A 15,524-nucleotide genomic window follows, 5' to 3' on the forward strand; every position below is an offset into this window, starting at 1 on the left:
AGCCTACGCGACGCAGCTGAAGGTGTCTCGTGAAAGCTCTTGAGAGGAAAACCAATGTCTCGAATGAAGTGGGGTGTCAAGGTCGTAGCGGTCGCAGCCGCTTGCTCACTTGCCCTTTCCGCGTGTGGTGGTGGCTCAGATTCCAGTGCAGACGGTACCGCCGGTTCCACATCCGCCGCAGAAGCTGTTGATGGCGGCACCATCACCGCGGCCGTCGCTTACGAAACGACTAACTACCACCCCTCATCCACCTCCTCAGCCCTTGCGCTTGGTGCAAACTGGCATGTTGTCGAAGGTCTGTGGGAACTCAACATGACTACCTACGAACCATTCAAGGCGCTTTCTGCCTCTGACGATCCGGTCGAAGTCTCCGATACCCAATATGAGGTCTCGCTCCGTGACGGCGCGAAGTTCTCCGACGGCACCGATGTCACAGCAGACGACGTCGTGGCCTCCTTCGAGCGGTCCATGGCCGAGGGCAATATCTACACACCGATGCTCAAATTCATCAGCAGCGTTGAGAAGAAGGATGACACCACCGTCACCATCAACCTCGAGTACCCGTTCTCACTGCTCAAGCAGCGTCTCTCACTTGTGAAGATCGTTCCAGCCTCAGCAACCGACGATGAACTGACCGCAAAGCCCATTGGTACCGGCCCATGGCAGTATGACTCCATCACGGAGCAGGCCATCAACTTTGTGCCCAATGAGTACTACAACGGCGATTACCCCGCGACGGCAGACAACATGCAGTGGGAGATCCTGAAGGATGATACTGCTCGCACTACAGCCATGCAGGAAGGCACCGTGGACGTCATGGAGTCTGTCCCTGCGGACGCCGCCGCCCTCATCGAATCCGCTGGAGCAGTCATTACGGCCGTTCAAGGATTCAATCTCCCGTTCCTGATGTTCAATACAAAGAAGGCACCTTTCGACGACGAGCGTGTTCGCCAGGCGTTCTTCTACGCAATTGACACCAACAAGCTCATTGATAATGCGCTCTCCGGTCAAGCAACAGCAGCCACGTCCTTCCTCCCCGAGGATCACCCGAACTACAACGAAGCCTCCACGGTCTACACCTACGATCCAGAGAAGGCTAAGGAACTACTTGCAGAAGCCGGAGTAGATGGTCTATCCATTACCCTGTTGACTACCGATCACACGTGGATCACCGCGCTTTCACCGCAGATCAAGAACGATCTTGAGGCCGTGGGTATCTCAGTGGAGATTCAGGCATTGGCATCCTCGTCTCTCTACGCGGATTACACCGACGTCGACGATCCTCAGTTCGACGTCGTCCTGGCCCCCGGTGATCCTTCAGTCTTCGGAAATGACCCGGACCTCCTTATGAACTGGTGGTATGGCGACAACTCGTGGACCCAGAAGCGTACCCAGTGGAAGGACTCCGAGGGATACACCGAACTGCACGAGATCCTCGATGCCGCAGTTCAGACCTCCGGCGATGAGCAGCAGGAACTGTGGAACCAGGCATTTGACCTGATCTCCGAGCAAGTCCCGCTCTACCCACTGTTCCACCGTCAGGTCGTCACCGCGTACTACCCCGATGCGATTGCCAACTACTCACCAATCGGAACCACTGGCCTGAACTTCATCGGTTCCAGCGCAACCTCGACTGACTAATCCACCAATCCGATGGGGTGACCTCTTCGGAAACCCCTCATGCACAGTGCCTAGGGCGGCGGACCGCTACCCGGTCCGCCGCCCTGCACGCGCCCGCATCAGAGGAGAATTGTTGTGAACAACCTCGTCAGACTCATAGGCAGGCGCCTCATCGCGCTTCCAATCATGGTCTTTGGAGTGGCGTTCCTCGTCTTCTTCCTCATGTCCTTCTCCAAGATCGATCCCGCTTACGCGGCATTGGGAGAAGGGGCCTCACAGCAGGCCCTTGAGGAATATCGCGAAGCCAATGGTCTCAACGACCCTTGGATCGTCCGTTTTGTCAACTTCCTTGGTGATCTGCTCCATGGAAACCTTGGTACCTACGGTGCCAACCAAGCTTCAGTGGCTGATCGGGTAAGTTCAGCCTTCCCTATCACGATGCAACTGACCTTCATGGGTCTGATCATTGCGGTCGTTTTTGCCCTCATCTTCGGCGTCATCGCCGCCCTGTACCGCGACCGCTGGCCAGACAAGGTCATCCGTGTAGTCTCCATCGCGTGCATTGCAACACCGTCGTTCTGGCTCGCAGTCCTCATGATTCTGCTTTTCTCCGTGAACCTTGGAGTCCTGCCAGCTTCCGGTGCCCTTCCTGCATTTAGCGAGGATCCCTCAGGGTGGTTCCAACGAATGATCCTTCCTGCCGTTGCACTCGGAGTTCCCGTAGCCGGATCACTCACCCGCGTCATCCGAACCGCAATGGTCGAGGAACTGGACAAGGACTACGTACGCACAGCTGTAGGCGCAGGCGTGCCATACGGCATCGTCGTCTCCCGAAATGTGCTTCGTAATGCGCTCATTACACCCGTCACCGTGCTCGGACTTCGCATCGGCTATCTCATGGGCGGTGCAGTGGTTATCGAAGTCATCTTCAACCTGCGCGGTATGGGAATGGCAATTCTTGAAGGCGTCCAGTCCAACTACCCCACGCTGGTTCAGGGCGTGACGCTGGTGGTTGCACTCGCCTTCATCATTATCAACATCGTGGTGGACATGCTGTACGTCCTCATCAACCCACGAATCAGGGAGGTCTGACATGCGTCGCAAGCTCACTGAAAAGATGGAACAACCCGGAGTCCGCTTCAAGCGCTTCCGGGCCATGAGCTGGGGTGCGCGGATCTCGGTCTCCGTGATCATCATCATCGCGCTGGCGGCCGTCTTCGCACCCATCCTCGCTCCGAACAATCCGCTCGAGATCTTCACCGCCCGGCAAGCTCCCGGCGACGGCTTCCTCTTCGGAACTGATGACAAGGGCCGCGACATCTTCTCGCGGATGATCTACGGTGCAAGGTACTCGCTGGTCATTGGCTTGTGCGCCACCGCCTTTGCGTTGATCTGTGGCGCAGTCATCGGGTCGGTCGCAGCGGTTTCCCGCAAGTCAATCTCCGAAGTCATCATGCGGATCATGGACATCATCATGTCGTTCCCCGGCATTGCGCTGGCCGCCATGTTTGTCTCCGTCTTCGGCAACTCGCTGCCCATCATCATTCTGACGATCGGCTTCCTCTACATTCCCCAGCTCACCCGCGTGGTGCGCGCCAACGTGGTTTCGGAGTACTCCGAGGACTATGTGAACGCAGTCGTGGTTTCTGGTGCACGCGCCCCTTGGATCCTCGCCAAGCATGTGGCACGCAATTGCATTGCCCCCGTCATGGTGTTCACAACTGTGCTGGTAGCCGACGCAATCGTCTTCGAAGCATCCTTGTCATTCATCCAAGCAGGCATTCAGGAGCCCACCCCAACCTGGGGTAACATTCTCTCCGACGCTCGCGCCGGCGTTCTGCTGGGCCGCTGGTGGCAAGCACTGTTCCCCGGCTTGGCCATCATGATCACCGTGCTGTGCCTCAATATCCTCTCCGAAGGAATGACGGATGCAATGGTCGCGGCCCCCACCGCCGTGAAGGTCCCCGACGAATCCAAGGTGACCTCTGCGCAGCGCGAGGCCGACAAGCTCCTGACCGATCCCGTTGAGGCATACAAAGAGCAGCATGAAGCCCTCCTTGCTAGGCTTCAATCCCTGAGCGACATGGAGGCACTGCGCCACGATCGGCACACGCCCCAATCGGACGAAGCTCCAATCCTCGAAGTAAAGGATTTGTGTATCAAGTTCCCACGGCATGGCAATGTCGACGTTGTGGACCACGTTTCATTCGCGGTTCGTCCAGGCGAGACCATGGGACTTGTAGGCGAATCGGGCTGTGGAAAGTCGATCACCGCATTCGCCATCATGGGCCTGCTTGATCCCAAGGCCGAAATCTCCGGCGAGATCCTCTACCAAGGCAAGAACCTGCTGGAGATGACCGGCAAGCAGCGCAATGCTCTGCGTGGGCACGAAATGGCCATGATCTACCAAGATGCACTATCGGCGTTGAACCCTTCGATGCTTATCAAGTCGCAGATGAAGCAGCTGACGAAGCGCGGCGGTACCCGCACCGCAGAGGAGCTTCTCGAACTTGTGGGGCTGGATCCTAAGCGCACGCTCGAGTCCTACCCACACGAACTCTCCGGTGGTCAACGCCAGCGTGTTCTCATCGCCATGGCGCTGACCCGCGATCCCAAACTTGTGATTGCTGACGAACCCACCACCGCACTGGATGTCACGGTTCAGAAACAAGTCATCAAGTTGCTCAATGAACTACGCGACAAGCTCGGCTTCGCAATGGTTTTCGTCTCCCACGACCTAGCTCTCGTTGCAGAAGTGGCGCACTCGATAACCGTGATGTATGCCGGTCAAGTTGTGGAGCAGGCCTCCACCGTGGAGCTCCTGACCGATCCTCGCCACGAATACACTCGCGGCCTCCTCGGTTCGGTTCTCTCCATCGAAGCGGGCTCCGGCCGCCTCCATCAGGTGCCCGGCACAGTGCCTTCACCCAAGGACTTCCCTGTGGGAGACAGGTTCGCACCGCGTTCCAGCCACCCGACCGTTGGCCTAACAACCCGGCCCATTATGCATCCAGTAGGCGACTCCCTACACTTCTATGCCGATCTTCCAGATAGCGCATGGATCGAAGAGGGCCTAACACCACCCCATTCCCAGCCATGGGAAGGCAGCTCTTCGGACCTTTCCCCGGCTGGTGCTACACAAGGCACGGAGGAGCAAGCATGAGCGATTCCACCAACAACGAGGTTCGCAATGGGCAGATCCGCACCGCCCGAATCGGGGATGCGGCCACGCCAATCATTGAGCTGAAGGATGTTGACGTCACGTTCAAGACCCGCACCGGGTCACTCTTTCATCCGAACCGGATCCACGCAGTTCGTGGCGTAAACATGAAGGTTGTGGCCGGAGAAACCCTCGGCATCGTGGGTGAATCTGGTTGTGGTAAGTCCACCACCGCGAACGTCATGTGCGGACTCCAGCAGCCCACCGCTGGCCACGTCTTCTTCAAAGGGGTTGAGGTCACGAAGCGAAGCGCCAAGGACCGGCGCAGGATCGGCCGCGTGGTTTCCGTGGTGTTCCAAGATCCAGCCACAGCGCTTAACGCACGCATGATCGTTCGTGACCAGCTCGCTGATCCGCTCAACGTGCACAGCATTGGCACCTCAGCCGAACGTGACAAGCGGGTGGAAGATCTCATCTCCATGGTGGGCCTTCCCCATTCTGCGCTCGACGCACTGCCGGGCCAGCTTTCAGGTGGTCAGCGCCAACGCGTTGCGATCGCACGTGCTTTGGCACTCGAACCCGACGCGATCATCGCGGATGAGCCCACTTCAGCGCTCGACGTATCCGTGCGGGCTCAGATTCTTAATCTTTTGACAGATCTGAAGAACGAACTCGGCTTAGCGATGGTCTTCATCAGTCACGATATTCAAACTGTTCGCTACGTCTCTGATCGCATCGCTGTTATGCACGACGGCGTCGTCGCGGAGGAGGGCCCCGGGGCACAGCTTCTTGCCAACCCTCAGGACCCATACACGCAGAAGCTCTTGGGTGCGGCGCCATCCCTGCTACACCCAGTGCTCAACTAAGTGACTGCGCCACACCCACGTTGCTACACGCATTGAGAATGCAAAAACCCCCAACAATACGCCCACAAGTCATCACTGAAGGAATGGCTCAATGTCTCAAAATTCCCCATTTTTCGGGGTAATCCCACCAGTTGTCACGCCACTTACTCCCGAGCGTGAACTCGACGTCGAAGCTCTCGAGAAGAACGTCAACCGTATGATCGAGGCTGGGGTCAACGGGCTGTTCTTCCTCGGATCCTCTGGCGAGGTCGTGTTCAGCACGGACGAACGCCGCGGCCAGATCCTCGAAGCTGGCATCCGCGCCACGGCCGGACGAGTGCCAGTGTTTGCTGGAGTGATCGACATGCAGACTGAACGCATGATCGAACATGCCAAGCAGGCTCAAAAACTCGGAGCCGACGCGATAGTCGCCACCGCACCGTTCTATGCGCTAGGTGGAGACGTAGAGATCGAGGCGAACTTCCGCGCCATTCGCGAAGCCGTGGACCTGCCACTCTTTGCCTACGACATCCCGGTGTGCGTCCACAAAAAGCTGGGCGTTGACCTCCTGGTCAAGCTTGGCAAGGAGGGCGTCCTCTCCGGAGTTAAGGATTCTTCCGGCGACGACGTCGCCTTCCGTTTCCTTATTCGCGCCAATGATCAGGCCGGACATCCGCTCCAACTGCTCACCGGGCATGAAGTAGTGGTTGATGGTGCGTACTTGGGTGGAGCGGACGGCTCGGTTCCCGGACTCGCCAATGTGGATCCTGCTCCGTACGTGGAACAGTGGAAGGCCGCCCAAGAGGGCGACTGGAATCGCGTTTCTGAACTCCAGGACTACCTTGCCGACCTCATGCGCATCACCTCGGTTGTGAAGGGTGTCCAAGGCTTCGGCGGTGGAGTTGGCGCATTCAAGACTGCGCTGTGGCTCCTTGGTATCTACAGTTCGAACCAGATGCCTCGTCCCGTTTCCGCCCTTGAAGGTGAGAACGTTGAGGCAGTTCGTTCCGTCCTGGCCGACCTAGGACTCGTTGAGAGCTAGGTGGCGCGGGGCGCGGTTGGGGGCCACTCGCCCCCAACCGCGTTCATGGCGGCTGTATGCACGCCAACTCGCATTCGTTGGCTGGGTTTCGCGTGGTGGTATGCCCGGCCAACGAATGTGCTCATCAAATACTGAGCACCGTGCATCTGGATGCTAGGAGAAGCTTTGGAAAGCGATTCACTTGTGGAACCGGCCAGCAAGCCCGTGGTGGTTCTAGACATTGGCGGCACAAAGATTAGCGCTGCAGTTGTGGAGTGGACGCCGTTGGCTGATCCTCAGTTCACCATCTGCTGCTCTCAAACAGCACCCACCAATGCACCTCGAGGCGGAACAGCCGTATGTGCCACCGCTGTAGATCTGGCTCGCAGTGTTGCTCATCAGTATGCCGCTGCGCATGGTTCTTCCATTGTTGGCATCTCAGTGGCGTCAGCTGGCGTTGTTGACGAAGCCAATGGAAGCATCATCTCTGCGACCGACCTCATCCCCGGATGGGCTGGTATCGAGCTGGGCCGCACGTTATCACAGCAACTTGGATTGCCCACGCGTGTCATGAACGATGTGCATGCCCACGCTCTTGGAGAAGTGAGTGCTGGTGTAGCGCGCGGATGTGATTCAGCCCTTGTGTTAGGAGTGGGTACGGGTATTGGTGGAGCAGTGGTCTCCCATGGCCATGTTCTTCGCGGCGCTCACGGACTCTCCGGGCACCTTGGACATATCCACCATCCGTTGGCCAACGGCTTCACATGCTCGTGTGGAAGGTTTGGGCACATTGAGTCCGTTGCTTCGGGCAGCGGACTTGGCCGGCTGTACAATGCGCGAGTATCTGACTTTCAGACTGAACGGGCACACAACGAGGAATACTCCATCTCTCAGCTCGAGGGCGTTGTCAGTGGCGGCCGCGCTCTGAAGGATCTGGCCGATGCGGGCAATGACCTAGCGCAACGTACTCTCTCAGAAAGTGGCCGCGCCCTAGGTGAAGTACTTGGTTCTTTAGCTAATGCCTTCGATCCAGACGTCATCATCCTCTCCGGATCCGTGACCCGAGCAGGTGAGCTTTGGTGGAACGCCATTCACGAAGGATACGGCGCTCAGGCAATGGATACTGTGGCCCACACTCCTCTTCTCCAAGGATCGCTGGGCGATTCCGCACCACTCATTGGAGCCGCGGCAAACTATCTGATCACATGACCAGCGCTTCGCCCTCATCGCGCTTCTCATCACATCACGTCACATAACCGAGTTTTCAAGGAAAGTGTTATGCATCCGATCATTGAATCAGTCCGAGGTAAGCTCATCGTCTCCTGCCAGGCCTACCCTGGCGAGCCACTGCGTCACCCCGAAACCATGGCGCAGATGGCATTAGCCGCCGAACGAGGTGGTGCCGCCGCCATCCGCTGCCAAGGTCTAGCAGATATCTCTGCGATCAAAGGGCAGGTTGAACTCCCGGTGATCGGGTTATGGAAGGAGGGCCACGAGGGCGTCTACATCACCCCCACCCTCCGCCATGCCCGGGCATGCGTCATGGCCGGTGCAGACATCGTCGCAATCGACGCAACTTCCCGCCCCCGACCTGACGGCCTGACTTTCGCCCAAACCGTGGCTGCCCTCAAGGAGGACGGCACTCTGGTGATGGCTGACTGTGGATCCCTTGCCGATGCCCAACAGGCCGCCGATGCTGGCTGCGATATTCTCTCAACCACCCTCGCCGGATACACCGGCGACCGTGTGAAGACGGATGGACCGGACTTCGAACTCCTCAGCCAGATGGTTTCAGCGTTCCCAGAATTTCCCGTGTTCTGTGAAGGTCGAATCCACACTACCGAGCACGCGCGCCAAGTGATTGATGCAGGCGCATGGGCGGCCGTGGTTGGCACGGCGATCACTCACCCAACCACCATCACCTCGTGGTTCCGCGGCGCAGTGGAAGGCTGATGCTTTCTTTTAGCCAAGCGCACTAAGCTTGCAGGGACGCTTGGAAAGGAGGCCCACGATGCGCACGAGCCTCCACTCCGGCCACCGCCAGCATGAGGTTCGCACCGCCTATGCACTGCTCACCCCCTCGCTCATCGGCGTGGGAATCTTCCTTGTACTGCCCTTTCTGCTGGTCTTTGCCATATCACTGACTGACTGGAAGCTGATCAACACTCCCCAGTTCGTGGGACTTGAGAACTACAGCTACCTTGCCTCAGGCACGACCTTCTTTCACTCCATCGCAGTAACGTTGGTATTCGCGCTCCTGACCATTCCCCCGGCAGTGGTGCTCGGTCTGCTCATCGCGCTGGCACTCAATCGGCGACTTCCCGGCACCACTTTCCTTCAGCTGCTATACGTCCTGCCGTGGGTGTGCGCCCCACTCACTCTTGGCGTGGTATGGCAATGGATGCTTGATCCCACCAACGGGCTGGTGAACGCAGTCATAGGCCACCGCATTGAATGGATGAGTAATACCGCGCTAGCCCTACCTACCGTTGCATTCGTGTACGTGTGGCAAAACGTTGGCTACATCTCGCTCTTCTTCCTAGCAGGGCTGCAATCAATACCCACATCAGTGTTAGAAGCAGCAAAGATTGACGGTGCCGGCCCCATTCGTATGGTGACGTCGATGTACGTACCATTGTTGCGCCCAACCACCTTCTTTGTTCTGGTCACCTCATTCATCTCCTCTTTTCAGGCCTTTGACTTGGTATACGGACTCACTGGATCCAACCCCGGCTATCCGGGAGGAACCACCGATCTGCTTGCTGTGCACATCTATCAAACTGCCTTCAGTGGTTCTCATCAGATGGGCCGGGCCAGTGCGATGGCGGTTCTGCTGCTTGCCGTCATCGTTGCCATAACTGTCCTCCAACAGCGCTACTTCGCCAAGCGCACCGTTTTTGAACTGGATTAGGGTGACGCCGATGAATCCTGTGGAAATCGGACTGGACGCGGCGCCGTCGTCGTCGGCAAGAAGAAGACGCCAGAGGTGGCTCTCAATCGCAATGACGTACCTGCTCCTCGGCGCGGGTGCGCTCTTTATGCTGGTGCCGTTTGTGTTCTCAGTTATGACCAGCTTGAAGACACCTGAGCAATTTGCCACCACTACCCCACTGACACCGCCTGCGCCGCTGACGTTGGAGAACTACACCGCGCTCTTCTCTGGCAGCCACAACTTCATCGTTCCGCTGGCCGTAACTGCTCAGATGGTCTTGGTGCTCACGTTAGGGCAACTCACGTGTTCGGTACTTGCCGCATACGCGTTCGCTCGGCTCAACTTCCCGGGCCGCGAACCACTCTTTTGGACCTTTGTGGCAACCCAGATGATCCCACCCATCGTCACGATGATTCCGCTGTACTCGATGCTCTCGGAAATGGGGCTACGCAACACATTCGCGGGGCTCGTGGTGCCTTTCCTGCTCGGCTCGCCGTATGCCATCTTCTTGTTGCGGCAGAGTTTTCAGCGGATGCCCCAGGATGTGTTGGACGCCGCGAAGCTTGACGGCGCTGGGCACCTGCGTACGCTCCTTTTCATCGTGTTGCCCATGAACAAGCCAATCTTGGCAACGTTGCTCCTCATCACGGTGGTCAGCCAATGGAACAGCTTCCTGTGGCCATCGATCATTGCTCCGAGCCAGGAATGGAGCGTCCTGACCGTTGCCACACAAGCACTCCAGAGCCAATACGCAGGCAACTGGACCCTCGTCATGGCCGCAACCACAGTGGCCCTCGCACCGCTGGTGATTCTGTTCGTGGTGTTCCATAAACAAATCGTGGCATCGCTTGGGATCACCGGATTGAAGTGACCAACCGAGCAGCTCCACGCCCGCAGCGTGCAGCGCACGCCGATGTGCGCATTCATGACGCGAGTGCGACTACAGTCTCACATCCGCCATCTCGAGGGAGTAGTGCCGCTGGTGAGATGGTAGGTTGGGCGGTTGTTTGCCCTTCCAAGGAGTGTTCATGAAACGCCATTCGATCACCCTGCGATCTGCCGCAGCTCTCATCCTGAGTGCCGCTGTGGCGATTCCCCTCACCGCTTGCTCCCCAGGCGCCTCGGGGGGTGATTCTGCCAGCACAACGGATTCCACTCAGACAGTGACATTCCGTTTGTGGGACGACGTCGCCGCGCCGGCTTACGAAGATTCGTTCGCCGAGTTCACGGAGCAGAACCCCGGCATCAAAGTTGATGTAGAGGTAGTTCCGTGGGCGAACTACTGGGACCGGCTCCCACTGGACATATCGTCTGGGGACATGGCAGATGTCTACTTGGTGAACTCCTCCAACTTCGCGCAGTACGCCGATAACGGTGACCTACTCAATGTCAGCGCTGAACTCGGCACGGATCACGATGAATGGCAACAATCCGTGGTGGACATCTATACCCGTGATGGAAGCTTGTGGGGAGTTCCGCAGCTCTGGGACTCAATCGGCCTCTTCTACAACAAAGACATGGTTGAGAAGGCAGGAGTGGACGTCAACGATCTGACGTGGGCTCCTGAGGCAGGTGACGGAGATACTCTTCTTGCCGCAGCGCAAGCTCTCACAGTGGACTCGGCAGGGAACAACGCCGCGAGCGCAGACTTCGATTCTTCGAACATCGACGTTTACGGCTTCAACGCTCAGGCGGACCTTCAAGCGATTTATCGGCCATTCCTTGCTCAGGCCGGTGCCCAGTTCCAAGATGATGACAATCAGTTCGCGTTTGCTTCAGACGCGGGCGTAGTGGCGTTCACGTATCTCGTAGATATGGTGAATACGTACCACGTTGCCCCCTCGGCGGCCGACACCAACACGAACGCCGACATCACGCGGGACATGTTCGTGCAGGGAAAGCTAGCCCTCTACCAGTCAGGTCCCTACAATCTCAAGACGATCGCTGAATCGGCGTCAAACATCAATTGGGGACTTGCTCCCCTGGTATCTGGCCCGGAAGGCCGCATAAGCACAGTGCATGGCGTGTCCGCCGTGGGGAATGCGGCAACGAAGAACAAGGAAGCGACCGTCAAGGTGCTTGAATGGCTCGGATCCGAAGAAGGTCAACTTCCATTGGCTGAAGAAGGTGTCTCCTTCCCTGCGGTGGTATCAGCGCAGGATGCATTCGTGAAGTACTGGGCTGATCGTGACGTAGATGTATCCGTGTTCATCGATGCAGCCGAGGGAACAACGGCTGCTCCCCCGGTTGGCACGGCCGTCAACGCAGGGTTCAATGCAGCCTCGCCGCTGCTGGCTGATCTGTTTCTTGGTAAAACTGACATTGCCAAGGGCTTGGCAGCTGCGCAAGCGGAAGGCAATGCGGCGATGGAGTAACCAGTGCACATGGTGCGTGCTGGCAGAACCGAGAACCACCTCTGCCCAAGCCGCCCAGCGGAACAACCCTGCCCGCCCTCCGGAACGGCCCAAGCCGCCATCCGGAACGGCCCAAGCCGCCCAGCGGAGTAGCTCTATCTACTCCGCGGGGAGTACATGCCCGCCATACCCGGATGGCACAATGACTCCGTGAGACTCATGCCGTCATCCAGCGCTGCGGAAGAGTTGGGGGATTCACCAAAGCCTGTCCTTGGTGAATCTTTCTGGACCACCTTTCCCAAGTTGGTCATGCGAGCTACGTGGATCATCGTGATCCTCTCAATCCTCACGCAGCTGTTCACTGTCATACTCGAATCACGATCGCTTGTGGACCTCATTGGTTTGGCTGTGATGACTGTGGGGGTTGCGGTTAGTTGGTTTCTCGGGGTTCGGCTGGGCATCTGGTTCATCTGCGCAGCGCCGCTGCTTGTTGGATTGCTGGGCGGACTTCCGGTTGGACTGTGGTCAGTTGGGTGCTTCATGGCCCTGATCCTGACTCTCCGAGGTGACTCCGCTCTGTTCGTTGGCCTCACCATTGCTGCTGCAGCTTACTGTTCAGAGGGCTTTGCGGAGCACGCTTGGCTTCCGATGGAGGATCCAATCCCGGCGATTGCCGGAGGTGCCGCTCTGCTGATGGCTGCACTTGGAAGTACCTTTCGGTCACAGCAGTTGTACTGGTGGGAAGTTGAGAGAAGGGCCGCAGATGTGGTCCGTTCGCGCGCCGAAGAAGTTCGCCGCCGAGTTGTGGAGGAGCGGTTGCGAATTGCGCGCGATTTACATGACAGCGTGGGCCACAGCATCGCCCTGGCAAATATGCAGTTGAATGCCGCGGACGTTACCTTGCCGCCAGATGCCACTGCATCGTCCACCGCCATAGAGAATGCGCAGAGTACTCTTCACCAAGCCCTCACAGATATGCAGCAGCTACTCGCTGTGCTTCGCGAAGATTCAGCCGACGACGTCGCCGCCGCAAACGTACTACCTGCAACCGGTGAGGGAGTCACGACCGCAGTCGTCATTCCGGGTTCGTCATCTCAAACGGTGGAGACAGAAGACCTCGTCAATAACCTACGCGAGAACGTCATACCTTCTGCGACAGCCGGAAGCGATCTCAGAGTCTACGTCGGTGGCGAGGCCTCCTCGAACATCGATCTTTCCCAAGCGCTCATGAATAAGTTGCCCCTCTATCTGGGTCTCATTGCCGTGCTGGGTTTCTTACTGCTCACAATCGCGTTCCGGTCCGTTGATTGGCGCGCTCTCGAACCTACTCACGATCGCGGTTGGGTTGGGATGTATCACTGCAATCTTCCAGTTTGGATGGGGCAGCCAAATGTTGGGTGTAGGTTCAGGAGCACCCATTATGTACATCGTCCCAGTGATTCTCATGGGTGTGGTGTTTGGACTGTCTATGGATTATCAGGTGTTCTTGGTGTCACGAATGCATGAGAAATGGACAATGCACAAGAACAACCAGCGGGCGGTCAGAGTTGGAGTATCTGAGACCGCACCTGTGATCATCACGGCCGCATCCATCATGCTGTGTGTGTTTACATCGTTCGCATTCACGAGCGAACGCATCATCGCTTCCATGGGAATCGGGCTGGCACTCTCAGTTCTCACTGATGCTCTGATTGTTCGGCTGGTTGTTATACCGTCATTCATGAACATGCTTGGCAATGCGAACTGGTGGTTCCCCGGGAAGCGCTCAAACCGCCATCCCGCCACAGTGCACCCAACTCCTCTTGAGTCCGGTGCGGATGCCGCCGAAGATCTCGTTCCGGCTGCCGTGTAGCGAGGGTGGGTTTTCAGTGACTCAACGTCACTGAAAACCCACCGAAAAGCCAGACTGGGGGCCAGTACCTGTGTGGTACTGGCCCCCAGAGTATGAAATCGATACTGCTGGTGTTACTGCTCGGAACCGAGCTTCACCATCGGCAGGCCCTTGCGGTACTTGACCATGAAGCGATCAAAGCCTGCGACGTCGTCGGCCTCCGGCGCAACAACGCTACTTTCGGAGCCTGCGAAGACTTGGTTTTCGAGGAAGTCAGCAAGCGTCTGGCCCTCCGCGCGCTTTGAGCGGTAGAGCGCCAGCACTGCCATACCCCATGCACCGCCTTCGCCCGCAGTCGCACTTACTGCGATGGAGGTATTCAGTGCGCCAGCCAGAATAGCCTGAATCACGTGAGGAGTCTTGAAGATACCTCCGTGGGCATTTAGCTTATCGAGCTGGACATTCTCATCGTCGATAAGAATGTCCATGCCAATGCGCAGTGAACCGAAGATCGTCATGAGCTGTGAGCGCATGAAATCCGCTAGCTTGAGCGGTGTTCCAGGAGTGTGAGCAATGAGCGGCAACCCTTCTTCCAGCCCAGTGATGGGTTCGCCTGAAAGGAAGTTGTAGCTGAGGATGCCGCCTCCATCGGCAGCTCCCTTGAGTGCCTCGAGGTACAGGGTGTCATACAGCTTGTACCGTGGAATATCCACGCCCGCGAGCGCAGCGAATTCGCCGAACATCTTGACCCAACCGTCCAACTCGCTGGTGCCGTTGTTGGAGTGAACCATTGCTACCGGATCGCCGTCGGGCGTAGTGACGGGATCGAGTTCAAGGTGAACTTGCTTGAGTTCATGCTCAAGCACCACCATGGCAAAGATTGATGTTCCGACTGAAACGTTTCCCGTTCTGGGAGCTACCGCATTGGTTGCAACCATGCCGGTTCCGGCGTCGCCCTCTGGTGGGCATAGCGGAATTCCTGCTTGGAGCACACCACTCGGATCCAGCAATGCTGCACCCTCGGTTGTGAGTGTTCCCGCAGGCGCTCCAGCGACCAGCACGTTCGGCAGTAGATCAACTACCTTCTTGGTGAATCCGTGTTGTGCAGACGCCGCGTCAAACTTCTCGAGGCGAACCGGATCGTAATCATTGAGCGAAGAATCGATCGGGAACATACCAGAGGCATCACCAATTCCCAGAACGTGTTCGCCGGTCAGAAGCTCATGAACATATCCGGCGAGCGTATTGAACGAGGCAATAGCAGGCACATGTTCTTCGCCATTGAGGATCGCTTGGTACAGGTGAGCAATGCTCCAACGCTGTGGAACGTTAATGGAGAAAAGCTCGGTCAGTGCCTCGCTAGCCTGGGCCGTGGAGGTGTTACGCCACGTCCTGAAGGGAACGAGCAGCTTACCTTCAGCGTCAAAAGCGAGGTAGCCGTGCATCATGGCAGAGATGCCGATCCCGGCAAGCTTACGGATCGAGGTGCCGTACTGCTCAAAGACGTCCTTTGACATCTCTTGGTAGGCATCCTGAAGGCCTTCCCTGATGTCGTCCAGTGTGTAGGTCCAAACACCATCTTCGAGGCGGTTCTCCCATTCGTGACCACCTGAGGCAATCGGTGCCGAATCGGGTCCGATCAGCACGGCCTTGATGCGCGTTGACCCAAACTCAATTCCAAGTGCGGCTTCGCCCGCGTCGATGATCGCAGTCAGATCAGTACTGGCGGCATTGTCAGTCATATTCGTGCTCCATTACAGA

General features: G+C 57.6%; 12 protein-coding genes and 1 pseudogene. 12 read left to right on the plus strand and 1 reads right to left on the minus strand.

All coding sequences use genetic code 11. The features are described from left to right. Positions 1-54 precede the first annotated feature (54 nt). The 12 genes and pseudogenes from H2O17_RS11155 to H2O17_RS11760 all read left to right on the plus strand — a co-directional run bounded on the left by H2O17_RS11155 (position 55) and on the right by H2O17_RS11760 (position 13,784). Positions 55-1,641 carry an ABC transporter substrate-binding protein gene (locus H2O17_RS11155; protein WP_182049733.1) on the plus strand — a complete coding sequence of 529 codons (1,587 nt, stop codon included), beginning with the start codon at positions 55-57 and terminating at the stop codon, positions 1,639-1,641. Positions 1,642-1,755: 114 nt separating this feature from the next. Further along, positions 1,756-2,712, plus strand: a complete 957-nt coding sequence (locus H2O17_RS11160; RefSeq protein ID WP_182049734.1) for an ABC transporter permease — start codon at positions 1,756-1,758, stop codon at positions 2,710-2,712. A 1-nt stretch (position 2,713) separates the two neighbouring features. Next, positions 2,714-4,783 (plus strand): dipeptide/oligopeptide/nickel ABC transporter permease/ATP-binding protein, encoded by a 2,070-nt coding sequence (locus tag H2O17_RS11165; RefSeq protein WP_182049735.1) that lies wholly within the window; start codon positions 2,714-2,716, stop codon positions 4,781-4,783. Beyond that, complete coding sequence (locus tag H2O17_RS11170) at positions 4,780-5,646, plus strand: ABC transporter ATP-binding protein (RefSeq protein WP_182049736.1); 867 nt, start codon at positions 4,780-4,782, stop codon at positions 5,644-5,646. The genes H2O17_RS11165 and H2O17_RS11170 overlap by 4 nt, the downstream gene beginning before the upstream one ends. A gap of 91 nt (positions 5,647-5,737) precedes the next feature. Next, a complete protein-coding gene (locus H2O17_RS11175) occupies positions 5,738-6,667 on the plus strand; it encodes a dihydrodipicolinate synthase family protein (protein ID WP_182049737.1) in 930 nt (309 codons plus the stop codon). Between the two features lie 165 nt (positions 6,668-6,832). Further along, positions 6,833-7,855, plus strand: coding sequence for an ROK family protein (locus H2O17_RS11180; protein WP_246311252.1), 1,023 nt, complete (start codon positions 6,833-6,835; stop codon positions 7,853-7,855). A gap of 69 nt (positions 7,856-7,924) precedes the next feature. Next, on the plus strand, positions 7,925-8,599 hold the full coding sequence (locus H2O17_RS11185; RefSeq protein WP_182049739.1) for an N-acetylmannosamine-6-phosphate 2-epimerase: 675 nt from the start codon (positions 7,925-7,927) through the stop codon (positions 8,597-8,599). Positions 8,600-8,657: 58 nt separating this feature from the next. Continuing rightward, positions 8,658-9,557, plus strand: coding sequence for a carbohydrate ABC transporter permease (locus H2O17_RS11190; protein WP_182049740.1), 900 nt, complete (start codon positions 8,658-8,660; stop codon positions 9,555-9,557). A 10-nt stretch (positions 9,558-9,567) separates the two neighbouring features. Next, on the plus strand, positions 9,568-10,449 hold the full coding sequence (locus H2O17_RS11195; protein ID WP_182049741.1) for a carbohydrate ABC transporter permease: 882 nt from the start codon (positions 9,568-9,570) through the stop codon (positions 10,447-10,449). 157 nt (positions 10,450-10,606) lie between these two features. Next, entirely contained in the window at positions 10,607-11,953 is a 1,347-nt protein-coding gene (locus H2O17_RS11200) for an ABC transporter substrate-binding protein (protein ID WP_182049742.1), read from the plus strand. A gap of 672 nt (positions 11,954-12,625) precedes the next feature. Beyond that, positions 12,626-13,219 (plus strand): annotated as a pseudogene (locus H2O17_RS11755) (histidine kinase); the annotation flags it as partial. Between the two features lie 58 nt (positions 13,220-13,277). Next, positions 13,278-13,784, plus strand: coding sequence for an MMPL family transporter (locus tag H2O17_RS11760; RefSeq protein WP_281363053.1), 507 nt, complete (start codon positions 13,278-13,280; stop codon positions 13,782-13,784). A gap of 113 nt (positions 13,785-13,897) precedes the next feature. Here H2O17_RS11760 and H2O17_RS11210 read toward each other — a convergent pair whose 3' ends face one another. Beyond that, positions 13,898-15,505 (minus strand): xylulokinase, encoded by a 1,608-nt coding sequence (locus H2O17_RS11210; protein WP_182049743.1) that lies wholly within the window; start codon positions 15,503-15,505, stop codon positions 13,898-13,900. Between the last annotated feature and the right edge of the window lie 19 nt (positions 15,506-15,524).

Source organism: Changpingibacter yushuensis (genome assembly GCF_014041995.1).
GTDB classification, from domain to species: domain Bacteria; phylum Actinomycetota; class Actinomycetes; order Actinomycetales; family Actinomycetaceae; genus Changpingibacter; species Changpingibacter yushuensis.